Below are 21,384 nucleotides of genomic sequence, written 5' to 3' on the forward strand. Positions count from 1 at the left end.
CCGCTCACAACCGGGAGGTGTGAACGTGCCCGTGCAAGTCGCTGTCTGCGGACCACGCCACTGCACTGAGCAGGACCAGGCCGACGCCCAGCAGGTGGGCAAACTGCTGGCCCAGGCCGGTGCGACGGTGATCTGCGGCGGCGGCACCGGAGTGATGGCCGCTGTCGCCGCGGGCGCCCGCGCCGAGAACGGCCTGGTCATCGGCATCCGCCCCAACGACTCCACCGAAGGGGCCAACCCCGACCTGTCGGCGGTGATCGTCACCAACATGGGCGAAGCCCGCAACGCCGCCATCGTCTGGTCCGCCGACGCCGTCATCGCGATCGGCGGCTCGTGGGGCACCCTGTCCGAGATCGCCCTGGCCAAACGACGCGGCGGCATTCCGGTCATCACTCTGAACGGTTGGACCGTCCTCGACCACGACGGCAACCCGTTGCCAGACACCACACTTACGGCCGACAGCCCCCAAGACGCCGTCGATCTTGCCCTCAACGGCAGCCGCTAGAGCACGTCGCGATCGTCTGACAATGTCGTGATGATCGAGGCCGTGACCACTCGGTAGCGGCTGCCGACCCGCAGCACCCTTGCCGGAAACTCGCCCCGCGCTATCAACTCGTAGGCATGGCTGCGGCTCAGACCGAACGCGGCTGCTGCTTCCGGCACCCCCACCGCAGCGGGCCAAGTCTCGCGGATCTCGCTCAGCGTCGGCGTTCTACTGAGCTTGTTCACCTCATCTGACATGTTCCCCCCATCGACGATGTCCGGGCATGATACAACTAAGTCATTGCCATGTCATCGTAGTCTGGGGAGGATCGTGGCGCGTCAACCGAAGGACTTCCGGATCGCGTGGGCTTCCGCCGAGCCCTCGGCGCCACTCGGCTATCTCTTGACTGGCCCGGAAACCGCCATTCCCATGCGGTTTCGCGCGTCGATCACGCTGGAGACACCTCCCGCGACCGTGACGATCGAGGTGTTCGTCGGAGCCGACCTGCGGCCAAGAGTCCACGAGTTGGCCATTCGGTCGAACACCCAGTTCCAGATCACCACCACGGTGCTGCGCCAAGTGCTGGTCGAGCAACTGCTCCGGGAAGCGGTGGCGAAGGCCGAGGTCCCGGTAAGCGCCCTCCCGCCAGGCGCGATCTTGGGCGCGCCCCCGCAACCCGAAGTGGCACATGGGAAAGCCGAGACAGACGCGCAGACCGCGGCCCGGGTCTACTCCCAGGCAGTCACATCCGGCAGCCCCGCGCCCGCGATGGCCGTGGCCCGGGAGATGGGGCGGTCACGGGCGCAAGTCGCCCGCTACCTGCGCAAGGCCCGACAGATGGGGCTCCTGCCCGAACTCGCACCACCAGGTGTGGAGAACGATCGAGAGGAAGGACAGACGCACCAGTGAGTGATCCGATCAAGAAGATCACGTTGAAGAGCGGAGCGGTGAGATACCGCTTCGTCATCGATGTCGGGCGTGACCCGGAGACCAGCCGGAGGCTGCAGAAGACCTTCACCTTCGACACCAAGCGGGAAGCCCGCGCCGAGTACGACAAGATCCGGCACCAAACCAACGAGGGCAGCTACATCCGGCCTGCCAAGGTCACCGTGGCCGAGTACCTGACCGGCTGGCTGGAAGGCGCCACCCGGGATCTCCGGGACTCCAGCAAGAGGAGCTACCGGGATGCGCTCCGACCGGCCTTCGAGCGGCTGGGTCCGACAGCGATGCAGAAGGTCACCAAGGCCGACATCGAGCGGATGGTCACCTGGATGGCGACCGAGGGCAGGCGACGCGGCGGAAAGCCAGGCACCGGCCTCGGCCCGCGCAGCATCCAGCTCACGCTCGGACGGCTCACCGCCGCGTTCGAGATGGCGACGCTGGAGGGCCTGATCCCCAGGAACGTGGCCAAGCTGGTGAAACCGCCCAAGTACGAGCCTGCTGAGCCGGAGACCTGGTCGAAGGCCGAGGTGCACAGGTTCCTGACCAAGGCCAAGAAGGATCGCCTCCATGCCGCCTGGCGGCTCTCGCTCTATGGCCTTCGGCGCGGCGAGGTCTTGGGCCTGCGATGGAAGGACGTGGACTTCGGACCGTTCAGCGCTGTGTGCGGGAAGCACAGCGAACGTTGGTGTGCCGAGTGCTACGGCGCCAAGCACGCCACCGTCCATGTGCGGCAGTCGCGAGTGCTGGTCGAGGGCAAGATCCTGATCGAGCCGCCCAAGTCCAGGAACGGGTTCCGGAAGCTGCCGCTCGACGCCCGCTTGGCCGTCGCACTGCGGGCGCTCAAGGTCGCGCAAGCGGCCGAGAAGCTGGCCGCGGGCGAAGGCTATGTCGACAGCGGCTACGTGGTCGTCAACGAACTTGGCCAGCCCGTTCACCCCGAGTGGTACTCCGACGAGTTCCAGCGGCTGTCGAAGCGCGCCGGAGTCAAGCGGATCGTCCTCCACGAGGGGCGGCACACCACGCTGAGCCTGATGGAGAAGGCCGGGGTGCCGATCTCCATCATCAGCAAGTGGGCCGGGCACTACGACACGGCGTTCACCTACTCAACCTACGTGCACGCCGACGACGAAGACCTCAAAACCGGCACCGACGCCCTCGGCAGGATCTACAAGTAAGCAGTACAAGCGTTCGTGTGACACTGTGAGACAACGAGGCCGGAAACAGAACAAGACCTCGTCCCCATAACTGAGAACAAGGCCCTGACCTGGACTTACTTGGTGCGCCCGAAGGGATTCGAACCCCTAACCTTCTGATCCGTAGGACTTCGGTCCACCGTTCCACAGAGTCCCGCTTGCGTGTTTTTCCTGGTCACCTGCGGTATGTGCAGCAGTAGCTTTTACCCGAACGGGCGAGGACTGAGACGGCGATTGAGACGGCTCAGGAAGCCCCCTGCCTGGAGCGTGCCAGCCGCTGGCGTGGCGGCGCGAAGGCTGTCACCGTAGGTGGATGAGGATGGTGACGTGCCCGGACTGCCATGGGTCAGGCTTGCAAGACCCGCCCGCGAACGAGAGCGACGACGACGGCAGTCCCCGCGGTAAGTGCTCGGGTTGCGGCGGTCTCGGGCAGGTGCCCGGATGAACACGGTCGAACGCACCACGCCACCGGAAGATGGCCCAGACTGCCGAATCTGCCGCGACACAGGCGTCATGACCTGGCAACAACCAGTGCAACGGCCCGACAGCGGCTGGGAAATGCGCGAAGTCTCCCACCCATGCACCTGCGCCGCAGCACGCGCGGCAGGGACTTGGCGGCACCCAGCGGCGGAACAGAACCTGGTAGTCGACGTCCCCGACCACCAGGCCGCCACGAATGCGGCGCCACCGCCCACCCGCGCACACGGGCACGCCGACGCGGCCCAGGAACTCCCCGACGCACTCGCCGCCCTAATCCAGGCCGCCATACGCCGCGCCGAAGGACACATCGACTAGCTACTACGCGTCTCCGCCATTACCCACGCTAGGTAATCCGGGTTCCCCAGCTCAATCGGCCACGCCACCACACATGGAACGTCATACGGATGACGCGCATTTGCGAGCGAGATAATCGCGTCTACGTGCACCGAACGAGTGTGCAGCGCAATACGCGCCTCAGCCTTATCGTGGATATCACCTTGCCATCGATATAGGGATCGAACCCGTTCGATCGAATGACCACCCGCGCATAGCCGCTCATCGAGGAGCATCCTCGCAAACTCAGCCAACCAATCAGCGTCGGGCGCGGTGATGACGACTTCCACAACGTCAGACACTGTCCGCATTCCCTTCGAGTTCGGAGATGATGCCGCGCGCACCATCTTCACTCTTGGCCACCCCGCCCCACCCAGTGATGATCTTTCCGTCGTAGCTCAAACCGACCCAGCGGCCGCGCATGGTGAGTCCATGCGGATGCAACACGAAATAGAAAGTACCTTTGGAGCGAACGGAGCCGTCAGCAGCGGCATACCACCCCATGAGGATCTCATTATCCCATAGGCGCAATTCACCCTGCCAATGGTAGCCGCCGTCCTCGACCTCAATTCCCCTCGTTGTCGTGCGAACGCTCAGCAAATCACCCTGTTGCCCAATGCGTACTTCCTGGGCCGTGATGACCTCAACGCCGTCTTTCCACGTTTGCCAAGACGCCCACCACTCCCCCGACAGACTCAGCCGCTGAGAAGTCATTCCGGCCAGTTCGTTGACGGTGATCTTGAGCGCGTCCGCGATCGCTACAGCCACAGGCAACACGGGGTGCTGCTCCCCTGCTTCGTACCGCCTGATCTGCCGCGTCTGGACGCCCACAGCCGCCGCTAGCTCAGCCTGGGACATGCCCAGGTCAGCGCGACGTTCCTTCATCACTTCTGCCATCTCGCTCATGCGTCCCATCATGAGGGGTCTAGTTGGTCCTTGACAACAGGACCGACCGGACCCCACCATAGGGGACGTAAGAGACCCCAGAGAGGTCTGAAAAGCCCTGAACGGTGTGGCAACACCGTTCAGGGCGCACATCGAGCTTGGGAGAGCCGCGATGCAGGTCGAGAGTACTCGGATGTTCCGGGTGAAAGCAGTGGCCGACATGTTGGACGTCTCGGTCAACACGATCTACCGGGCCGTGGAGACCGGCGAGCTGAACGCGTTGAAGATCGGCAAGGCGCTGCGTATCCCGGGGGCTGCGCTGAACGCCTACTTGAGCCAGTGCGCGGAGCCGGTCGACGCCCAGGTGCTCAGCGACCAGGTGGCTTCCGTCGCCGACGCGGGCACGGCCCAGGACGCGGCGATCACGAGCGAGGTGTCCCGATGACCACGACCACGACCACGAACGTCGAGCAGGAAGACGCGTCGGTGGGCGCCCGCCTTCTGCGGGAGTTGCGGGTGGGTGAGGTCGCGTTGGCGATTCACCACAGCGGCGCGAAGTTGCACCGTGAGTTGAGCGACGACGAGATCACGGTGTTGGTGGGCCAGGGCGCGGCCTGGGTGGGTGTGGAGCGGTTGCGTCTGGACGCCGAGTACGCCCGTGAGGTCACCCGGCGCGGTGACCTCACCCGGCACAGGCGGTTGTGGGGGTCCCGCGCCCGTTACCAGTTGTGCGTGGATCTGGCGTGGCAGGTGTCGGCGGATCGCGCGTCCTACCGGGCGGCGGCTGCCGCGTTCCGGGCGAGCCGCAAGGGTGCGGGCCGGGGGCATGCGGCATGAGCGACCAGTACCCCACCCTGACCCCGGTGGTTGATGCGGTGGTGACGGCGTTGTACCTGTCGCCGTTCGAGCCCGACCAGGTGCCCGCGCTCGGTGCCGACCGGGTGGCCCGGTACGTGGCCCGGATGGCGCTGCTGCCGGAGTTCGACGCCCTGATCGGCGTGCTCCGCAAGCACGGGCACCCGGGCAGCCGGTACGTCGACCACGCGCGTCTGGTCGCGTGTCACCGGGCCGCGCGCCTGGTGCGTCGGTCCTCCCGCCGTCGCGGGCACCGGCAGCGCTGACCCACCCCCGCACCGCCCCCTTGTACCGCCCCCGGTCCTGTCTGCCGGGTGATCCGCCGCGCCTGTCGTCGCGCACTGAGGAGTCTTGTCGTGTCCATGCCTGTACCGCCGTCCCATGACCCCGCCGACCCGTGGCTGTACCCGGTGACCGCACCGGGGGCGGACCCGTGGACGGAACCGGTGGGGGATCTCGCCCCCGTCTACGCCCTGCCCTCGGTGCTGACCAGCACCGGCACCGGCACCGGTACGGGTACCGGTGCTGGTGCGCTCGACGACGCGGCCATGGGTGAGCGTGTCGCGCGGATTCGGGGGTGGCTGCCCCCGGTCGACCCGGCCGTGTTCGGGTGCTTTTTGGGGCAGTTGGCCACCCACCTGGACCCGTTCACCGAAGCCGACCCGGTGGGGGTACTGGTCACCCTGCTCGCCGCCGCCGGGGTCCACATGGGTCCGGGTCCGCATGTGGTCGTCGGGGGGTTCGAGCGGCACCCGTTGCTCACGTGGCCGATCGTGGTCGGCCCGACCGGTACCGGTCGCAAAGGGACCGGGTACAACGTGGCCAAAGCCCTGCTCTCCCACGCCATCCCCGAGTTCGTCGCGGACAACGTCCACTCCGGTCTGTCCAGCGGCGAAGGGCTGGCCTCGGTGTTCGCCACCGACGACACCCCCGGCAAGGGCAAGCCGCGACTGCTGCCCGAGCACGACGTCCGGCTACTGGCCTACGAACCCGAGTGGGCATCGGTCATGGCCCGCATGAAACGCGAGGGCAACACCCTCTCCGCGACCCTGCGCGCGGCGTGGGAGGGCGGGAACCTGTCCACTCTCAACGTCGATGCCCGCACCGCCCGACAGTCCCACGTCGGGATCGTCGCCCACATCACCCCCACCGAGTTCCGCGACCGCGTCAGCTCCACCGACATGGCCGGAGGCACCTACAACCGGTTCCTGCCCATCGCGGTCGCGCAGTCGAAGTTCCTGCCCGCCCCCGACCCCATCGACCCCACGACCCTGCTCCAGTTCGGCGCGGCCCTGTCCGACCGCCTGGCCGCCGCGTCCCGACTCGACGCGCTCACCCTCGACCCCGACGCCGCGCAGCTGTGGCGTCGCCTCTACGTCGACTTCTCGGCCGCAGCCGACGGCGACGGTGACGGCGTCCTGGCCCAATTCACCAGCCGCGCCGTGCCCAACTGCCTTCGCATCGCCGCCACCTACGCCGCCCTCGACCGAACCGACCACATCACCACCACCCACCTCACCGCCGCCGCCGCACTCGTCCGCTACTCCATCGACTCAGCCCGCGTCGTCCTACGGCCCAACGACGACCTGGTGAAGCTGCTGACCCACATCCGCGAGCACGGTCCGCAGGGATGCACCCGCGAGCAGGCCCGCGATGCCTTCCAGCGCAACAAGTCCGCCGCCGACGTCGGTCGCCTGCTGGACCACTTGGTCACCGCAGGACAGGTCACGGCCACCAGCCGACCACCAGCCGGGGGGAGGGGACGCCCCGCCACGGTCTTCACCGCGACCACCCCACGCGGTTGACGCGGTTACGCGGGAACTGCCCTGACCAGCGCGAACGCCAACCACTAACCGCGTACCCGACGCGGTTAGTCCAGAACAAAACCCCAGCTCAGGCCACTTACCGCGTAACCGCGTCAACCGCGTGCCACCCCAGACCACCATCCGCCAGGCGCGGCCCGGACAGCCACAGCACCCCACCGAGCCGACCAGACCAATCACCGACGAAACCCAGGAGGACAGCCACCATGACCACCCAACCCGCCGGGCAGGGCCGTACGCTGCTCACCGTCGAGCAGGCCGCCGCGCAGCTGGCCATCAGCCGGACCCGGATGTTCGCCCTGATCAAGGCCGGACACATCCACAGCGTCCGCATCGGGCGCCTACGCCGTGTCCCCCTCGAAGCCCTGGCCGCCTACGTCCAGGGCCTCACCGACGCCCAGCGGGCCATCGCCTGACCTCTGGGCCGCGCCCGTCGACCGGCAGCGGGGCAACGACACCCGGGCGCCCACCCAGCCTCCCCCCGGTTCCAGCCATCCCCTAGGACGGCTTAAACCGGGGGGAGTGGCCCCAACCCAGCCCCCCCCACCCATCCCAGCCGCCCAGCAACCCGCCACACCGGACAGGAGAACCCCGGACCATGCGCGCCTACGTCGACGGCCACCCCGTCGAGACCACACCCCGATTCCGCGCCACCGGCCGCGGACGCGCCGTCACCAGCGCCAGCTTCAGCGTCCCCCTACGCCACGACGACCTCACCGCGATCCTCTACACCAGCACGTTGACCACCGACCAACTCACCGACGCCGACCACGTCCGCACCGTCATCGCCGACACCCTCGTCAACAAAGGCGCGAACCGCATCGCCCAAGACAAAGCCGCATTCCTTATCGCGGTGAACAACCGCACCCACGACCCCGCCCGACTCACCGCCTGCACCCGCCGAATCACCACCCTGTTCCCCCGCGCCACCACCGCCCGAGCGGCCACCCGCGACCACAGGCGGTAACCGCGCACCCCCGACCGTCACGTCAGGCGTCACACGTCAGACACCCGCCCGCACTCACCCCCAATGCGTGCGCGCGTACATGCGCACGCGACGCGCGCGCGCGAAACCCCACCACCTGACAACACCTGACGACTTCTGACGACACCCACCGTGACGGTTCCCCCTCGACGTCGACAGGGTTCCGTCAAGCCCCCCACAAGAAACACCAGCCCAAACCCACCCGGGCACACCCATGCCCAAAACCCGACCAGAAAAGGACACACCAGGAATGCCACGCAAGAAACGACCCGAAGGAACACGCGCACCCAACGGCGCATCAAGCATCTACCTCGGGAAAGACGGCAAATGGCACGGCCGCGTCACCATGGGCGCCCGCGACGACGGCAAACCAGACCGCCGACACGTCGAACGCAAAACCGAAGCCGAAGTAATCAAGGCCGTTCGGGAGCTGGAACGCAAGCGTGACAGCGGGAAGGCCAGCAAGGCTGGCAGCGGCACCTGGACGGTGGAGAAGTGGCTGCTTCACTGGTTTGAGCACATCGCAAGCCCCAACGTGCGGTACAAGACGCAGACCTACTACAGCACGGCCATTCACAAGTACCTCGTTCCCGGCCTTGGCGCACACCGACTGGAGAAGTTGGAGCCCGAGCACATCGAGCGCTACTACGCCAGTCTCCGCAAGACCGGGGCGAAGCCGTCGACCGTGCTGCAAGTGCACCGCACCTTGCGCGCCGCCCTGAACGAGGCAGAGAAGCGCGAACGGCTCACGCGCAACCCGATCAAGCTTGTCCGCACACCACGCACAGCGGAGACTGAAATTGAGCCGCTCAGCTTGGACGACGCGCAAACCATTCTCAATCTCGCACGCACACGCCGAAATGGCGCACGGTGGGCGATCGCGCTGGCGCTCGGTCTTCGACAAGGTGAGACGTTGGGCTTGAAATGGCCCGACGTCGCCACAGAGTGGCATCACGGTTGCCCAGAAAAGGTTCCATGTGGAAACAAACCCGCGAGTTGCCCTGACGCGTTCCCCCTTGGGACGCTCACCGTCCGGCGCGCATTGCAGCGACACACCTGGCAGCACGGGTGCGCCCCAGATGCGCCGTGCGGCCGGAAACGAGGTGCCGAGTGCCCGAATCGGCACGGTGGTGGCCTGGTGATTGTCGAGCCGAAGTCCCGGGCCGGACGACGAGTGGTCAGCCTGCCGTCGCCGCTGGCTCGTGCCCTCATCGACCACCGAGAGACACAGGCCGGGGAGCAGGCGACAGCGGCCAACCTGTGGCGTGACGAAGGGTGGGTTTTCGCCCAGCCGAACGGAAAGCCTGTCGACCCGCGCGCGGACTACGGCGAGTGGAAGGAGCTGCTTGCCACAGCTGGTGTGCGCGAGGCCCGTCTACACGACGCCCGACACACGGCCGCGACGTTCCTGCTCGTGCTGGGAGTCTCGGACCGCGCCGCAATGGACGTCATGGGCTGGTCGAAAGCCGACATGGCGAAGCGCTACATGCACGTCCCCGACGAGATGCGGCACAAGATCGCTCGGCAGATCGGCGGCCTGCTCTGGGCCGACCAGGACGACGACGATGAAGGCCCGGCAGGGGTACCAGCACCGGTCTGAGAACGGCCACTGAGACGGAAAGTGAGACGAAACGTCAGGGGGTGTCCACACTGGACACCCCCTGACCTTGTGCGCCCGAAGGGATTCGAACCCCTAACCTTCTGATCCGTAGTCAGATGCTCTATCCGTTGAGCTACGGGCGCATGTTTAGTTGTCACCCGGCGAGCCGGGTGTCCAGCGGAGGCTCCGGGATTTGAACCCGGGAGGGGCAGTTAACCCCAACCGCATTAGCAGTGCGGCGCCATAGACCAGACTAGGCGAAGCCTCCCGGGGCCCCAGGCCGCTCGGGAGATAAGACTACACAGGCCCCCGTCCGGCAAGCAAAACGCCCCCTCCCCAACGGCTCGTCCGCAGGTCAGAGGTCGAGGCGGGCTGGTGGGTCCCGCCACCCGCCGCCGCCCGATCGTGGGTGCGCCTGCTACGTCGGGGGGTGGTGGTGCGGCACTAGAGTTACCAATGCCACACCAGAAGGAGGGGCACCGATGGACAAAGTCGTCGCCAGCGCCGCCGACGCGGTCGCGGACATCCCGGACAACGCGAGTCTGGCGGTTGGGGGGTTCGGGCTGTGCGGGATACCGACCGTGTTGATCCAGGCGTTGCTTGCCGGTGGGGTGAGTGGGCTGGATGTGGTGTCGAACAACTGCGGGGTGGACGACTGGGGGTTGGGGCTGCTGCTGCGTGAGCGGCGGATCGCCCGGATGACCAGTTCGTATGTCGGGGAGAACAAGGAGTTCGCGCGGCAGTACCTGGCCGGGGAGCTGGAGTTGGAGCTGACGCCGCAGGGGACGCTGGCCGAGCGGTTGCGGGCCGGTGGGTCCGGGATTCCGGCCTTCTACACCCGCACGGGGGTCGGCACGCAGGTGGCCGAGGGCGGGGTGCCGTGGCGCTATGACGACGCGGGCAACGTCGTGGTGGCCTCGCCGGTCAAAGAGGTTCGGGAGTTCGACGGGCTGGACTACGTGCTGGAGCGCGCGATCGTGTGCGACTTCGGGCTGGTGCGGGCCTGGAAGGGCGACCGGCACGGCAACCTGGTGTTCCACGCCACCGCGCGGAACTTCAACCCGCTGTGCGCGATGGCGGGCCGGGTGAGCATCGCCGAGGTCGAGGAGCTGGTGGAGCCCGGCGAGATCGACCCGGACGAGGTGCACCTGCCGGGCATCTTCGTGCAGCGGGTGGTCGCGCTTACCGCCGAGCAGGCAGCCGACAAGCGCGTCGAGCGTCGCACTGTCCGTCCGAAGCAGGAGGCCTGAGATGGCGCTGACCCGTGAGCAGATGGCCGCCCGCGCCGCGGCGGAGCTGTCGGATGGCTCTTACGTCAACCTGGGCATCGGTTTGCCGACGATGGTGCCCAACTACGTGCCTGACGACATCGAGATAGTTCTGCAGTCCGAGAACGGCATCCTCGGTGTCGGCGCTTCCCCGATCGACGGTGAGGAAGACCCGGACCTGATCAACGCGGGCAAGGAGACCGTGTCGCTGCGGCGGGGCGCGTCGTTCTTCGACTCCGCGCTGTCGTTCGGGATGATCCGGGGCGGGAAGGTCGACGCGGCGATCCTGGGCGCGATGCAGGTGTCCAAGGACGGCGACATCGCGAACTGGATGATCCCGGGCAAGATGGTCAAGGGCATGGGCGGCGCGATGGACCTGGTCCACGGCGCCAAGCTGGTCGTGGTGCTGATGGAGCACGTGGCCAAGGACGGCTCGTACAAGATCGTGCACGAGTGCTCGCTGCCCTACACCGGGCGGCGGGTGGCGCAGCGGATCATCACCGACCTCGCGGTCGTCGACGTCACCGCCGACGGCCTGGTGCTGCGCGAACTCGCCCCGGGGGTGAGCGTGGACGAGGTGCGCGCGAAGACCGAGCCGGAGCTGGCCGTGGCCGCCGACATCACCGAGATGGTGGCCTGACCTCAGTACACCGACGCCACGAGGTCGCCCAGCCGCTGGGCGAGCCCCGCGGAGTCGGCCGGGGCGAGGGTGAGCCAGGCGACGCCGTCGCGCTGGGTCGGCAGCCACAGGTAGCGGCCCGCGGTCGTGTCGAACCAGTTCACCGCGTCGGTGCGGGTGCGGCGGCCGAGCCGGTCGAGGCTGTTGGCCGCCACTTGGCCGCCGCCGTGCCGGGAGTTCTCCACCAGGGTCGCGATGGTGCGCATGTCCGGCCCGCTGACACCGCCCCGGTCGAGCGTGGCCGCCAGCCCGCCGAATCCCGACTCCACATAGGCGTCGACGGCGTTGTTGAAGACCGCCTTCGGCAGGGTCACCGGGTTTCCGGGGCCAGCATCCGCGTCGGGCAGCAGCCCGGCGAGTTCCGCGACGAGCCCGCCGCCGCCCACCGGGCCGACCCTGATCCGGTCGCCGGACTGCACGGCGAGCACCGCGTCCGCACCCTTGCCCGCGCCGAGCACGCGCACGGTGCGGCCGACCGAGAGCAGGCCGTCGACGGTGACCTCGTTGCGCGCCAGCAGCACTAGCTGGTCTTCCAGCCGCCGGTCGAGGTCGCGGCCGTCGTGCAGGCCGCGGGCGACCAGCCCCGCGACGACCTCGCCGCGCAACCGGTCGCGCTCGCCCACCGTCTCGCCGAACGAGGGCACGTCGATCGGGTACGGCCGTTCGGCGAACCCGAGCCCCTCCCAGATCAAGTCGAACTCGACCGCCCCGAGCCAGGTGACCATCAGCGCGAGGTGACCATCACCGCAGGTGCGCGTCGAACCAGTTCAGCGCGCGCTGCCACGCCTCGAAGGCGCCCGCGGACTCGAACGGGAACCGCACCACGTCGGTGGCGATCTTCGCGGTGCTGGCCGCCTCGCGCAGCTTCTCGACCTGCTCGGCGGTGATGTCGTCGCCCTGTTCGCGGTACAGGCCCAGCCACGGGACGGTCAGGTCGCCCGCGATCTCGACCAGCGCGGGCAGCCCGTCGGCGAGTGGTTCGAGGATGCCGCCGCCCGCGATGGTGACGGCGGCGCCGATGATGCGCCGCGCGGCGACCACCATGGCGACCGCGCCGCCGAACTCGAGGCCGATGACGCCGATCCGGTCCAGGTTGACCTTGCGGCCGGAAAGCCAGGCGAACGCGATGTCCGTCGCGGCCAGGACGGATTTGCCGGACAGCTCGCCGACCTTGTCGCGCGCCTCGTCGTGGCCCACCTCGGCCGATCCGGACTCGCCCCGGTAGAGGTGCGGGACGACGACGAGCCATCCTTCCGCGGCAAGCCCCGCGACCATGCCGCGCACGGCGTCGGTGATGCCGCGCGCCTCGTGCAGGACCACGAGCCCGCCCCTGGTGACGCCATCCGGTTCGGCATAGGTGAGGCGCAGCGCACGGCCGTCGTCGAGCCGGAAATCCTCTGTGCGTGTCTGGGCCATGACATACCCAACCATGCGGGGGTTAATACCAGTCAACGTGATCACCCGCTCACCCATCTGCGGGAAGTGGGCCGAATGCGGGCATTCGCGGCGCGGAAACCGAACACTGGTGTCCGCTCTGTAGCATCTTGGGGCGCCACCTTGACGATGAGGAGCCCCGATGACCGTGCGAATCCGCGCCGACCTGGACTCGCTGCCCGGTTATGTGCCCGGCAAGAACATCCCCGGGGCGATCAAGCTCGCCAGCAACGAGGTCTCGCTCGGCCCGCTGCCCAGCGTGGTGATGGCCATCGCCGAGGCGGCGGAACGGATCAACCGCTACCCGGACAACGGTTCCGTCGAACTGGTGGCGCGGCTCGCGGCCAAGCTCGGCGTCGATGAGGACCAGGTGGCCGTCGGCTGCGGCTCGGTCACGTTGTGCCAGCAGCTCATCCAGGCGACCTGCACGGCCCAGGACGAGGTCCTGTTCCCCTGGCGGTCGTTCGAGGCTTACCCGATCGTGGCGCACGTCGTCGGCGCCACCCAGGTGCGCGTGCCGCTCACCGCCGAGCACGCCCTCGACGTGGACGCGATGATCGCGGCGGTGACACCGTCGACGCGGCTGGTTTTCGTGTGCACGCCGAACAATCCGACCGGCACGGCGCTGCGGCGCGCGGAACTGGAGCGGCTCATCGACGCCGTGCCCGACGATGTGGTCGTGGTCGTCGACGAGGCGTACCGCGAGTTCGTCGCCGACCCCGAGGTGCCCGACGGCGTCGAGGTCGCCAAGGCGCGGTGGGCGCGCGGGCGGGACAACGTGGCGGTGCTGCGCACGTTCTCCAAGGCGTACGGCCTCGCCGGGCTGCGCGTCGGGTACCTGGTGGCCGCCGCGCCGGTGGCCGCGGCCGTGCGCAAGGTGTTCGTGCCGTTCGGGGTGAACGCGCTCGCCCAGGTGGCCGCACTGTCCTCTTTGGACGCCGAAGCCGAGTTGCTGGCCCGCTGCACCGGAATCGTCGCCGAACGCGGCCGGGTCCGCGCCGCGCTGATCGCGGCGGGATACGACGTCCCGGAGACCGAGGCGAACTTCGTGTGGCTGCCGCTGGGTGAGCGGACCGCCGCGTTCAACGAGCACTGCCTGGCGCACAAGGTGGTCGTGCGCGCGTTCGTCGGCGACGGCGCCCGGGTGACGATCGGCACGCCGGACGAGAACGACGCTTTCCTCGCCGCCGCACTGAGTTTCCCGCGCTAGCGGGTCAGGATCTGCACGATCGCGGCGAGACCGACGACCACGATCACCGCGCGCAGCACCACCGGGGACAGCTTGCGGCCGACCTTCGCGCCGAGCAGCCCGCCGACCATCGCGCCGACCGCGATGGCCCCGACCGCGAGCCAGGCGACGTCCGCGACGAACACGAAGACCAGGCCCGCGACCAGATTGACGATCGCGGCGAGGACGTTCTTGACCGCGTTGATCCGCTGCAATGTCTCGGCCATCAGGATTCCCATGAGCGCGAGCAGGAGAACCCCTTGCGCGGCGCCGAAATATCCGCCGTACACACCGGTCACGCACACACCGGCCAGCAGCGCGACACCGCCGTGCTCGTGCCGTTCGGGCTGCCGTTCGGCCAGTTTCCGCGCCAGCCACGGCTGCGCGACGACCAGCACCAGCGCCAGGACGATCAGGATCGGCACGATCGTCTCGAACGCGCCCGGCGGCAGCACCAGCAGCAGCACGGCCCCGACGACACCGCCGACGAGCGACGCCGCGCCGAGCCGGAGCAGCCGCGGCCCCTGCCCGACCAGTTCCCTGCGGTACCCGATCGCCCCGGTCACCGACCCCGGCACCAGCCCGAGCGTGTTGGACACATTGGCCACCACCGGCGGGTAGCCGACGGCCAGCAGCACCGGGAAAGTCACCAGCGTCCCCGACCCGACCACCGCGTTGATGCCACCGGCGAACACGCCAGCCAGCACCAGGCCCACGACCTCCCAGGCCGTCATCACGAACATCCCATCATCGGCACGAGGACGACCCTAACGCGTCTCACCGCCTGCCGATGATGTCGAGCATCTCGTACTCCGCGTCGTTCAGATACGCCCGGAGCTGGCTCTCGGCGCGCATCGCGTCCCCGGCGGCCAGCGTGTGGACGATGCCGCGGTTGCGCGTCAGGTAGCTCTCGTGGAACGCCTTCGGGTCGCCCATCTCGTGGAAGCCGAGACGCAGCTCGGCGGCCACCTGGTGCATCAGCTCGTCGATGCGCCGGCTGCCCACGAGGCCCGCGATCGCCTGGTGGAAGCGGAGATTCGCGGTGCCGACGTCCACCCAGCGCCCCGCCGCGGCGGCCCGCTCCCCCACCTCGACCGCGGCGGACAGCGTGGGCACCCCGGCCTTGCCCGCCGACAGCAGCGCCGAGCACTCGATCAGGCGGCGAACCTGGAACAGGTCTTTGACGTCGGCGGCGTCGAGCCTGCGGACGAAGACGCCCCGGTTGAGCTTGTGGACGAGCAGCCGCTCGTGGGTGAGCAGGCGGAACGCCTCGCGCAGGGTGTTGCGGGACACCTCCAGCGGCCCGATGAACGCCTCCTCGGACACCCGGCTTCCCGGTGGCAGCGCCCCTTCCAGGATCAGGTCCCGCAACACCGCCGCCGCGACGTCGGCCGCGCTGCTGCGCTCCCGCCGCCGCTCCAACGCGAGTTCGGTGAGCCTGCCACCGATGTCCGCCGCAGTCACGCTTGCCTCCACTGCTCCGTAGCTGCCCGCACGGTAATCATCCAATTGGCTGCTTGTCATATTGTTCAACAATCCTCAAACTGAACTTTCCTACACGAGTGCGAATGGACGAACCACCAGGACGAACGAGAGCGGGGCACGGGGCATGGGGAGCAGGGGTAAGCACGGCGGCAGGGCGGTAACCAGCGGGAACAAGGCGGGCGTCGACACAGCGGGACAGGTGGCCGACATGGTGGGCGAAGACGGTGCCGGGGCGAGCGCCGAAGTCGCCGACGCCAGCCTCGGCGCGTCGGACGCGGCGAGTGGGCGCCGCAGGAGGCCGGGTGACCGGACTGGGCGTCATTCGGCGGCGGGTGCGGACTGGTTCGCGTGGTTTCGGGAGTTGCCCGGGAAGGGGCGGCGGGCGTTCGTCGGGGCGTTTCTCGGGTTCGGGTTGGACTCCTACGACTTCTGGGTGCTGCCGCTGGGCCTGGCGGCGATCGCGGGGACATTCGGGCTCGACACCGGGCAGACCGGCCTGCTGTCCACGACGACACTGGTGTTCTCGGCGATCGGGGGCGTCGCCGCGGGCGTGCTGGCCGACCGGTTGGGGCGGGTGCGGACGCTGATGATCACCGTGGTGACGTATGCGGTGTTCACCGCGCTGTGCGGCCTGGCGCAGAACTACGAGACTTTGCTGGTGTTCCGGGCGTTGCAGGGCCTCGGCTTCGGCGGCGAATGGGCGACCGGGGCGATCCTGGTGGCCGAGTACACCAGCGCCCGGCACCGGGGGCGGGTGGCCGCGGTCATCCAGAGTTCGTGGGCGGTGGGCTGGGGAATGGCCGTCATCGCCTACACCGTCGTGTTCAACCTGGTCGACCCGGACCTGGCGTGGCGGATCCTGTTCTTCACCGGGGCGCTGCCCGCCCTGCTGGTCGTCTACCTACGGCGCGGCATCGAGGACGCGCCCGTGTTCACCCGGCACAAAGCCGAGGCACGCGGGTCGCTGCGGGCCATTTTCCGCCCGGACCTGATCAGGACGACCGCTTTCGCGTCATTGCTGGCGACCGGCTGCCAAGGGGGCTATTACACCCTGGCCACCTGGCTGCCCGCCTTTCTGAGCAAGGAACGCGGCCTCACCGTCATCGGCACGGGCGGGTACATGTTCTTCCTGATCAGCGGGGCGTTTCTCGGCTATCTCACCGGCGGCTATTTCACGGACCGGTTGGGGCGGAAGAACACTTTCCGCCTGTTCGCCGTCCTCAGCGCCGTGCTGATGACCCTCTACACCCAGCTTCCCCCGTCCTTGGGCGCATACGTGATGTACCTGGGATTCCCCCTGGGCTTCTGCTCGTCGGCGATCTTCAGCGGCTTCGGCGCCTACCTCGCCGAGCTGTACCCGAGCCGGGCGCGCGGCGCGGGCCCCGGCTTCACCTACAACTTCGGCCGCGCGGTGGGCGCGTTCTTCCCCACCGTCATCGGCTTTGTCGCCCTCCGGTACGGAATCGGCGGCGCGATGGGCTTCGGCGCGCTCGCCTACGGGGTGACCTTCGTGTCCCTGTTCGGCCTCCCCGAGACCCGCGACCGCGAACTGTCCTAATTGGAGCACGTGATGAGAACCCCGAAGCAAGCCCGAGCCGCTTTCCGTTCCGGCACAGTCGCTTCCACTTCCGGCTGGGCCAACGGCTACATCCAGGCAAACCTCATCGCCCTGCCGAAGGAACACGCCTTCGACATGCTGCTGTTCGCCCAACGCAACCCGAAACCGTGCCCCCTGCTGGACGTCACCGACCCCGGCTCATGGCGCACCGGCCTCGCCCACGCCGACCTGCGCACCGACCTCCCCCGCTACCGCGTCTGGCGGAACGGAACCGTGGTCGCCGAACCCACCTCCGTCGAAGAGCACTGGCGGCCCGACCTGGTGACGTTCCTCATCGGGTGCAGTTTCACCTTCGAGGCCGCCCTGACCGAAGCGGGAATCCCCTTACGACACGTCGAAGCAGGCACCACAGTGCCCATGTACCGAACCAACCGCACGTGCCGCCCCGCGGGTTCCCTTTCCGGCCCCTTGGTCGTCTCCATGCGGCCCATCCCCACCGATTTGGTGGCCACCGCCGTCCAAGTGAGCGCACAGGTGCACACCGCCCACGGCGCCCCAACCCACATAGGCGCACCCGAATCTTTAGGCGTGACCCTGAACTCCCCCGACTACGGCGACCCCGTGGAAATCCACGACGGCGATATCCCCGTCTTCTGGGCCTGCGGCGTCACCCCCCAGGCAGCACTAGCGGCGAGCCGAATCCCCTTCGCCATCACCCACGCCCCGGGCCACATGCTCATCACCGACATATGGGAACCCGTTTACCGATTGGGGAGTTGAAGACATTCACCGACCTCGGCGACCAAGCGTGTGCACTGGCGGCGCAGCCCGCGGCTGCCTGCGAGCTGGCTGACCAGCGTTTCCGCTGGTCAGAGCCAGTGAGCGGAGGCGGAGGGATTTGAACCCCCGGACCCTTGCGGGTCTTCCGCTTTCAAGGCGGATGCATTCGGCCGCTCTGCCACGCCTCCCTACCCGTTCAGCGTAACGAAGTCACCGGCTCAGGTGAGATCGAGGTGCTCGATGACTCGTTCGAACAGGCCCGCGACCACCTCTTGTTCCGCCGGGGACATCAGGTCGACCAGGTGTTCGCGGACGCCTTGGACGTGGACGGGGGCCGCGGTGCGGAGCATGTCCATGCCCTTGGGGGTGAGTTCGGCGACGACGCCGCGGGCGTCTTCCGCGCAGTTGAGGCGGCGGACGAAGCCTGCTTTCTCCAGGCGGGAGATCTGGTGGGAGAGTCTGCTCTTGGACGAGGCGAGTTGGCCCGCGAGTTGGCTCATGCGCATCTGCCAGCCTTCGCGCTCGGAAAGGCGCACCAGCACCTCGTAGTCGGGCAGCGCCAGGCCGTGCTTCTCTTGGAGTTCCCGGTTGAGCTGCTGGCGCAGCAGTTCGCTGGCGATGACGTAGGCGCGCCATGCGCGCATCTCGTCTGGTTCCAGCCACCGGGGTTCGGCACTCACAGATGTCACGCGTCCCAGGCTACGGCGTTCATCCAGCCGGACTGGTCTTCGGCATCGGCAGACGGCAGACTCCGACTCCTTGCGCTCGATCGGGTGATCTTGGGTGTTGGGGACGGAGGACTGATGGGCTTTTCTACTCGGATCTCGGCGGTTCTGGCGGTGGCTGCCCTCACCGTCGCCGGGTTGGCGGGGGCCGTGGGGGCGGACGCGGCGGGCAGGCCCATGGCGGCCGACTTGCGGTTGATCGCGTTCAACGACTTCCACGGCAACCTGGCGCCGCCCGCCGGGTCGTCTGGGCGGGTGACGCTGCCGGACGGCAACACCGTCGACGCTGGTGGGGCCGCTTATCTGGCCACGCACGTCGCGCGGCTGCGGGGAGAGTCCGAGCACTCGCTGGTCCTGTCCGCCGGGGACAACATCGGGGCGTCGCCGCTGACGTCGGCGCTGTTCCACGACGAGCCGACCATCGAGTTCCTCAACCGCATCGGGGTGGCGGCCACCACGATCGGCAACCACGAGTTCGACGAGGGCTACCAGGAGTTGCGGCGGATGCAGTCCGGCGGCTGCCATCCCGCCGACGGGTGCCAGTTCCGGCCCCGGTTCCACGGCTCCCGCTTCCCTTACCTCGGCGCGAACATCGCCTTCGACAGCGGCGCGCCCGCCGCGCTGCCGTTCACCATCAAGTTCGCCAGCGGCGTCCCGGTGGGCGTCATCGGGGTGACGCTGAAGGACCTGCCGTCCGTGGTGACGCCGGAGGCCGTCGAGGGCTTCACCTTCGGCGACGAGGTGGCGGCGCTGGACCGCACGTCCCGGTTGCTCGACCGGGTCGGGGTGCGCACCCAGGTCGTGCTCATGCACCAGGGCGACAACACCGAGGGCGGCGGGCCGGACGACTGCCGCACGGTGCCCGGACCGGCGCGGCGGATCGCGACCGCGGCGTCCGCGTCGATCGACGTGTTCTTCACCGGCCACAGCCACCAGCAGTACAACTGCGTCGTGGACGACCCGGACGGCAACCCGCGCCCGCTGATCCAGGGCTCGTCCTTCGGCAGGCTCCTGTCCGTGGTCGACCTCAAGATCGACAAGCGGTCCCGCGACGTGCTGCGCGCGGAGACCGTGGCGCACAACGAGATCGTCACCCGCACCGTCCCCGCCGACCCGGAGATCGCCGCGCTGGTGGACGAGGCGTCGGCCAAGTCGGCGCCGATCGCGAACCGGCGGGTCGGGACCATCTCCGCCGACCTGGTGCGGGCAGCCGCTCCCTCCGGCGAGTCGCCGCTGGGCGACGTGATCGCCGACGCGCAACTCGCCGCGACCGCGGGCAACCAGGCGCAGGTCGCGATGACCAACCCCGGCGGCATCCGCACCGACCTGACCTACGCCTCGTCGCCCGCGGGCGAGGGCGACGGCGTGGTGACCTACGGCGAGACGTTCGCGGTGCAGCCGTTCGGCAACATCACGCAGACGGTCACGCTGACCGGCGCGCAGATCAAGGCCGTGCTGGAGCAGCAGTGGCAGCCGCAGCCCAACGGGACGACGCTGACCCGTTTCCTCCAGGTCTCCTCGACCCTGACCTACACCTGGTCGCGGTCGGCGGGTCAGGGCGACCGGGTGTCGGACATCGCCATAGCCGGGCAACCGCTCGACCCGGCCGCCACTTACCGGGTGTCGGTGAACAACTTCCTCGCCGCGGGCGGCGACGGCTTCACCGAACTCGCCAAGGGCACGGACCTGACCGGCGGGCCGGTCGACCTGGACGCGTTCACCGCCTACCTCTCGGCCAACCCCAACCTGTCACCGCCCGCGCCGACCCGGGTCACCGTCATCCCCTAGAGCGCATCACGGGCGCGGCGTGCGCGGGATGGACGGCGGAACCCCGACGACCTTCCCACGGAGGACCCGAGTGACCACGTCCAGGCAAGACCAGATCAACGTCAAGATCGCCCGGACGTTCCAGACCCTGGACGGCAACCAGAACGGCTACCTCGAATGGTCGAACTTCGAGAGCCTCGCCAACCGCTTCCTGACGGCCTACAACCTGGACAAGAACGACCGCCGGGCGCGGGCGCTCTTCGCGTGGAGGATCGCCGTGCCCGAGGCGATGGAGTCGTTCAGCAAGGTGGACACCGACGGCGACGGGGTGATCTCCCGGCAGGAGTTCATCCGCGCCACCCGCGAGTACTTCCACTCCACGGACCCCCACGGACCCCGACGGTGTGCTCCCACAACGGCCGCCCGAACCACTCCGGACCAGCTCCAGGGTGGTGATGTCGTTGCGGATGCCGCTGTCGACCGACCGGGCGGAGCAGCGGGCCGGCACGAACTCGCTGAGCGGGGCGGTCGCCAGGGCCGCACACAGGAGTTCGGCAGCGCCACCGTCCCAGCCGGACACAAGATCGTCGCATTCGGACAGTGACGGAAAACTTCACCAATTCAGGGGCGGCCCAAAGACTTGTCAACGGCGGCGGTCGGGCGCAACATGGGGGTGACGGCTGGCGCAGGTGAAAACGTGTGGAACAGCAGTCTGATGTGATCGGTCACCGTGCCCGCCGAGAAAGGGTAGGTGGTGCCGTGGCGAAGCAGAGAATCACCGTAGTGGTCCGCGGCCTGCCGCGACCCCGTGGCTGAGCCGACAGTATCGACCCGGTCGCGGCTGTGAGCGGCAGCTCGACGAGTCTTCGAGTGCGCGGGT

At 68.4% G+C, this 21,384-nt stretch carries 25 protein-coding genes and 3 tRNA genes; 17 read left to right on the plus strand and 11 right to left on the minus strand.

Annotation, left to right across the window (positions count from 1 at the left end; all coding sequences use genetic code 11):
- Positions 1-25: 25 nt before the first annotated feature.
- Positions 26-505 carry an SLOG cluster 4 domain-containing protein gene (locus tag BLS56_RS10240; protein WP_091450039.1) on the plus strand — a complete coding sequence of 160 codons (480 nt, stop codon included), beginning with the start codon at positions 26-28 and terminating at the stop codon, positions 503-505.
- On the opposite strand, the gene BLS56_RS10245 is transcribed toward BLS56_RS10240, so the two are convergent.
- The gene (locus BLS56_RS10245) at positions 502-741 is read right to left on the minus strand and encodes a helix-turn-helix transcriptional regulator (protein ID WP_091449761.1); all 240 of its coding nucleotides are present in this window, start codon (positions 739-741) and stop codon (positions 502-504) included. The genes BLS56_RS10240 and BLS56_RS10245 overlap by 4 nt on opposite strands.
- A 73-nt stretch (positions 742-814) precedes the next feature.
- Here BLS56_RS10245 and BLS56_RS10250 point away from each other — a divergent pair, with 73 nt between their 5' ends.
- Together BLS56_RS10250 and BLS56_RS10255 are read left to right on the plus strand one after the other, a co-directional pair.
- Entirely contained in the window at positions 815-1,393 is a 579-nt protein-coding gene (locus BLS56_RS10250) for a hypothetical protein (RefSeq protein WP_228771532.1), read from the plus strand.
- Positions 1,390-2,601, plus strand: coding sequence for a tyrosine-type recombinase/integrase (locus BLS56_RS10255; RefSeq protein WP_091449762.1), 1,212 nt, complete (start codon positions 1,390-1,392; stop codon positions 2,599-2,601). Before BLS56_RS10250 ends, BLS56_RS10255 begins: the two co-directional genes overlap by 4 nt.
- Positions 2,602-3,410: 809 nt before the next feature.
- Here the strand turns inward: BLS56_RS10255 and cutA are convergent.
- Together cutA and BLS56_RS10265 are read right to left on the minus strand one after the other, a co-directional pair.
- Positions 3,411-3,779, minus strand: coding sequence for a divalent-cation tolerance protein CutA (gene cutA, locus BLS56_RS33005; protein WP_407640506.1), 369 nt, complete (start codon positions 3,777-3,779; stop codon positions 3,411-3,413).
- On the minus strand, positions 3,727-4,338 hold the full coding sequence (locus tag BLS56_RS10265; RefSeq protein WP_228771533.1) for a helix-turn-helix transcriptional regulator: 612 nt from the start codon (positions 4,336-4,338) through the stop codon (positions 3,727-3,729). The genes cutA and BLS56_RS10265 overlap by 53 nt, the downstream gene beginning before the upstream one ends.
- Positions 4,339-4,537: 199 nt before the next feature.
- On the opposite strand from BLS56_RS10265, the gene BLS56_RS10270 reads away from it, so the two are divergent.
- The 7 genes from BLS56_RS10270 to BLS56_RS10300 all read left to right on the plus strand — a co-directional run bounded on the left by BLS56_RS10270 (position 4,538) and on the right by BLS56_RS10300 (position 9,580).
- The gene (locus BLS56_RS10270) at positions 4,538-4,762 is read left to right on the plus strand and encodes a helix-turn-helix domain-containing protein (RefSeq protein WP_228771565.1); all 225 of its coding nucleotides are present in this window, start codon (positions 4,538-4,540) and stop codon (positions 4,760-4,762) included.
- Positions 4,759-5,154, plus strand: a complete 396-nt coding sequence (locus BLS56_RS10275; protein ID WP_091449765.1) for a hypothetical protein — start codon at positions 4,759-4,761, stop codon at positions 5,152-5,154. Before BLS56_RS10270 ends, BLS56_RS10275 begins: the two co-directional genes overlap by 4 nt.
- Positions 5,151-5,438, plus strand: coding sequence for a hypothetical protein (locus tag BLS56_RS10280; protein WP_091449766.1), 288 nt, complete (start codon positions 5,151-5,153; stop codon positions 5,436-5,438). The genes BLS56_RS10275 and BLS56_RS10280 overlap by 4 nt, the downstream gene beginning before the upstream one ends.
- 96 nt (positions 5,439-5,534) lie before the next feature.
- Positions 5,535-6,977 carry a DUF3987 domain-containing protein gene (locus tag BLS56_RS10285; RefSeq protein WP_228771566.1) on the plus strand — a complete coding sequence of 481 codons (1,443 nt, stop codon included), beginning with the start codon at positions 5,535-5,537 and terminating at the stop codon, positions 6,975-6,977.
- Between the two features lie 224 nt (positions 6,978-7,201).
- Positions 7,202-7,411 carry a helix-turn-helix domain-containing protein gene (locus BLS56_RS10290; RefSeq protein WP_091449767.1) on the plus strand — a complete coding sequence of 70 codons (210 nt, stop codon included), beginning with the start codon at positions 7,202-7,204 and terminating at the stop codon, positions 7,409-7,411.
- 182 nt (positions 7,412-7,593) lie between these two features.
- Positions 7,594-7,962, plus strand: coding sequence for a hypothetical protein (locus BLS56_RS10295; protein WP_091449768.1), 369 nt, complete (start codon positions 7,594-7,596; stop codon positions 7,960-7,962).
- A gap of 268 nt (positions 7,963-8,230) precedes the next feature.
- Entirely contained in the window at positions 8,231-9,580 is a 1,350-nt protein-coding gene (locus tag BLS56_RS10300; RefSeq protein WP_091449769.1) for a tyrosine-type recombinase/integrase, read from the plus strand.
- Between the two features lie 70 nt (positions 9,581-9,650).
- Here BLS56_RS10300 and BLS56_RS10305 read toward each other — a convergent pair.
- A tRNA-Arg gene (locus tag BLS56_RS10305) sits at positions 9,651-9,723 on the minus strand.
- Between the two features lie 35 nt (positions 9,724-9,758).
- A tRNA-Ser gene (locus BLS56_RS10310) sits at positions 9,759-9,848 on the minus strand.
- A 214-nt stretch (positions 9,849-10,062) separates the two neighbouring features.
- Between BLS56_RS10310 and BLS56_RS10315 the strand changes: the two genes are divergently transcribed.
- Both BLS56_RS10315 and BLS56_RS10320 read left to right on the plus strand, forming a co-directional pair.
- Complete coding sequence (locus tag BLS56_RS10315; protein ID WP_091449770.1) at positions 10,063-10,830, plus strand: CoA transferase subunit A; 768 nt, start codon at positions 10,063-10,065, stop codon at positions 10,828-10,830.
- Between the two features lies 1 nt (position 10,831).
- The gene (locus tag BLS56_RS10320) at positions 10,832-11,488 is read left to right on the plus strand and encodes a CoA transferase subunit B (RefSeq protein WP_091449771.1); all 657 of its coding nucleotides are present in this window, start codon (positions 10,832-10,834) and stop codon (positions 11,486-11,488) included.
- Between the two features lie 2 nt (positions 11,489-11,490).
- On the opposite strand, the gene BLS56_RS10325 is transcribed toward BLS56_RS10320, so the two are convergent.
- Both BLS56_RS10325 and BLS56_RS10330 read right to left on the minus strand, forming a co-directional pair.
- The gene (locus BLS56_RS10325) at positions 11,491-12,252 is read right to left on the minus strand and encodes an ESX secretion-associated protein EspG (RefSeq protein ID WP_091449772.1); all 762 of its coding nucleotides are present in this window, start codon (positions 12,250-12,252) and stop codon (positions 11,491-11,493) included.
- 16 nt (positions 12,253-12,268) lie between these two features.
- Positions 12,269-12,943, minus strand: a complete 675-nt coding sequence (locus tag BLS56_RS10330; RefSeq protein WP_091449773.1) for a dienelactone hydrolase family protein — start codon at positions 12,941-12,943, stop codon at positions 12,269-12,271.
- 160 nt (positions 12,944-13,103) lie between these two features.
- Between BLS56_RS10330 and hisC the strand changes: the two genes are divergently transcribed.
- Positions 13,104-14,171 carry a histidinol-phosphate transaminase gene (hisC, locus tag BLS56_RS10335; protein WP_091449774.1) on the plus strand — a complete coding sequence of 356 codons (1,068 nt, stop codon included), beginning with the start codon at positions 13,104-13,106 and terminating at the stop codon, positions 14,169-14,171.
- Here hisC and BLS56_RS10340 read toward each other — a convergent pair.
- Positions 14,168-14,923 (minus strand): sulfite exporter TauE/SafE family protein, encoded by a 756-nt coding sequence (locus BLS56_RS10340; RefSeq protein ID WP_091450043.1) that lies wholly within the window; start codon positions 14,921-14,923, stop codon positions 14,168-14,170. The two genes, hisC and BLS56_RS10340, sit on opposite strands and share 4 nt — an antisense overlap.
- Positions 14,924-14,966: 43 nt before the next feature.
- On the minus strand, positions 14,967-15,653 hold the full coding sequence (locus tag BLS56_RS10345; RefSeq protein WP_228771534.1) for a GntR family transcriptional regulator: 687 nt from the start codon (positions 15,651-15,653) through the stop codon (positions 14,967-14,969).
- Between the two features lie 145 nt (positions 15,654-15,798).
- On the opposite strand from BLS56_RS10345, the gene BLS56_RS10350 reads away from it, so the two are divergent.
- Both BLS56_RS10350 and BLS56_RS10355 read left to right on the plus strand, forming a co-directional pair.
- The gene (locus tag BLS56_RS10350; protein ID WP_228771535.1) at positions 15,799-17,232 is read left to right on the plus strand and encodes an MFS transporter; all 1,434 of its coding nucleotides are present in this window, start codon (positions 15,799-15,801) and stop codon (positions 17,230-17,232) included.
- A gap of 12 nt (positions 17,233-17,244) precedes the next feature.
- Positions 17,245-18,012: a putative hydro-lyase gene (locus BLS56_RS10355; RefSeq protein WP_091450045.1), complete on the plus strand. Its 768-nt coding sequence runs from the start codon at positions 17,245-17,247 to the stop codon at positions 18,010-18,012.
- Positions 18,013-18,115: 103 nt separating this feature from the next.
- Here the strand turns inward: BLS56_RS10355 and BLS56_RS10360 are convergent.
- A tRNA-Ser gene (locus BLS56_RS10360) sits at positions 18,116-18,200 on the minus strand.
- Positions 18,201-18,230: 30 nt separating this feature from the next.
- A complete protein-coding gene (locus BLS56_RS10365) occupies positions 18,231-18,701 on the minus strand; it encodes a MarR family winged helix-turn-helix transcriptional regulator (RefSeq protein WP_091449776.1) in 471 nt (156 codons plus the stop codon).
- A 114-nt stretch (positions 18,702-18,815) separates the two neighbouring features.
- Here BLS56_RS10365 and BLS56_RS10370 point away from each other — a divergent pair, with 114 nt between their 5' ends.
- Both BLS56_RS10370 and BLS56_RS10375 read left to right on the plus strand, forming a co-directional pair.
- Positions 18,816-20,525: a bifunctional metallophosphatase/5'-nucleotidase gene (locus tag BLS56_RS10370; protein WP_091449777.1), complete on the plus strand. Its 1,710-nt coding sequence runs from the start codon at positions 18,816-18,818 to the stop codon at positions 20,523-20,525.
- 70 nt (positions 20,526-20,595) lie between these two features.
- Positions 20,596-21,108 carry an EF-hand domain-containing protein gene (locus BLS56_RS10375; RefSeq protein ID WP_175482761.1) on the plus strand — a complete coding sequence of 171 codons (513 nt, stop codon included), beginning with the start codon at positions 20,596-20,598 and terminating at the stop codon, positions 21,106-21,108.
- The last annotated feature ends 276 nt before the right edge of the window (positions 21,109-21,384 follow it).

Origin of the sequence: Actinokineospora iranica, assembly GCF_900101685.1 — a bacterium.
Taxonomy (GTDB): Bacteria; Actinomycetota; Actinomycetes; order Mycobacteriales; family Pseudonocardiaceae; genus Actinokineospora; species Actinokineospora iranica.

Excerpts from the sequence above, each read along its gene's own strand:
- BLS56_RS10245 (WP_091449761.1), bottom strand. The coding sequence starts at position 741 with ATGTCAGATGAGGTGAACAAGCTCAGTAGAACGCCGACGCTGAGCGAG.
- cutA (WP_407640506.1), bottom strand. The coding sequence starts at position 3,779 with ATGGTGCGCGCGGCATCATCTCCGAACTCGAAGGGAATGCGGACAGTG.
- BLS56_RS10265 (WP_228771533.1), bottom strand. The coding sequence starts at position 4,338 with ATGAGCGAGATGGCAGAAGTGATGAAGGAACGTCGCGCTGACCTGGGC.
- BLS56_RS10270 (WP_228771565.1), top strand. The coding sequence starts at position 4,538 with ATGTTGGACGTCTCGGTCAACACGATCTACCGGGCCGTGGAGACCGGC.
- BLS56_RS10275 (WP_091449765.1), top strand. The coding sequence starts at position 4,759 with ATGACCACGACCACGACCACGAACGTCGAGCAGGAAGACGCGTCGGTG.
- BLS56_RS10280 (WP_091449766.1), top strand. The coding sequence starts at position 5,151 with ATGAGCGACCAGTACCCCACCCTGACCCCGGTGGTTGATGCGGTGGTG.
- BLS56_RS10285 (WP_228771566.1), top strand. The coding sequence starts at position 5,535 with ATGCCTGTACCGCCGTCCCATGACCCCGCCGACCCGTGGCTGTACCCG.
- BLS56_RS10290 (WP_091449767.1), top strand. The coding sequence starts at position 7,202 with ATGACCACCCAACCCGCCGGGCAGGGCCGTACGCTGCTCACCGTCGAG.
- BLS56_RS10295 (WP_091449768.1), top strand. The coding sequence starts at position 7,594 with ATGCGCGCCTACGTCGACGGCCACCCCGTCGAGACCACACCCCGATTC.
- BLS56_RS10300 (WP_091449769.1), top strand. The coding sequence starts at position 8,231 with ATGCCACGCAAGAAACGACCCGAAGGAACACGCGCACCCAACGGCGCA.
- BLS56_RS10315 (WP_091449770.1), top strand. The coding sequence starts at position 10,063 with ATGGACAAAGTCGTCGCCAGCGCCGCCGACGCGGTCGCGGACATCCCG.
- BLS56_RS10320 (WP_091449771.1), top strand. The coding sequence starts at position 10,832 with ATGGCGCTGACCCGTGAGCAGATGGCCGCCCGCGCCGCGGCGGAGCTG.
- BLS56_RS10325 (WP_091449772.1), bottom strand. The coding sequence starts at position 12,252 with ATGGTCACCTGGCTCGGGGCGGTCGAGTTCGACTTGATCTGGGAGGGG.
- BLS56_RS10330 (WP_091449773.1), bottom strand. The coding sequence starts at position 12,943 with ATGGCCCAGACACGCACAGAGGATTTCCGGCTCGACGACGGCCGTGCG.
- hisC (WP_091449774.1), top strand. The coding sequence starts at position 13,104 with ATGACCGTGCGAATCCGCGCCGACCTGGACTCGCTGCCCGGTTATGTG.
- BLS56_RS10340 (WP_091450043.1), bottom strand. The coding sequence starts at position 14,923 with ATGACGGCCTGGGAGGTCGTGGGCCTGGTGCTGGCTGGCGTGTTCGCC.
- BLS56_RS10350 (WP_228771535.1), top strand. The coding sequence starts at position 15,799 with ATGGGGAGCAGGGGTAAGCACGGCGGCAGGGCGGTAACCAGCGGGAAC.
- BLS56_RS10355 (WP_091450045.1), top strand. The coding sequence starts at position 17,245 with ATGAGAACCCCGAAGCAAGCCCGAGCCGCTTTCCGTTCCGGCACAGTC.
- BLS56_RS10370 (WP_091449777.1), top strand. The coding sequence starts at position 18,816 with ATGGGCTTTTCTACTCGGATCTCGGCGGTTCTGGCGGTGGCTGCCCTC.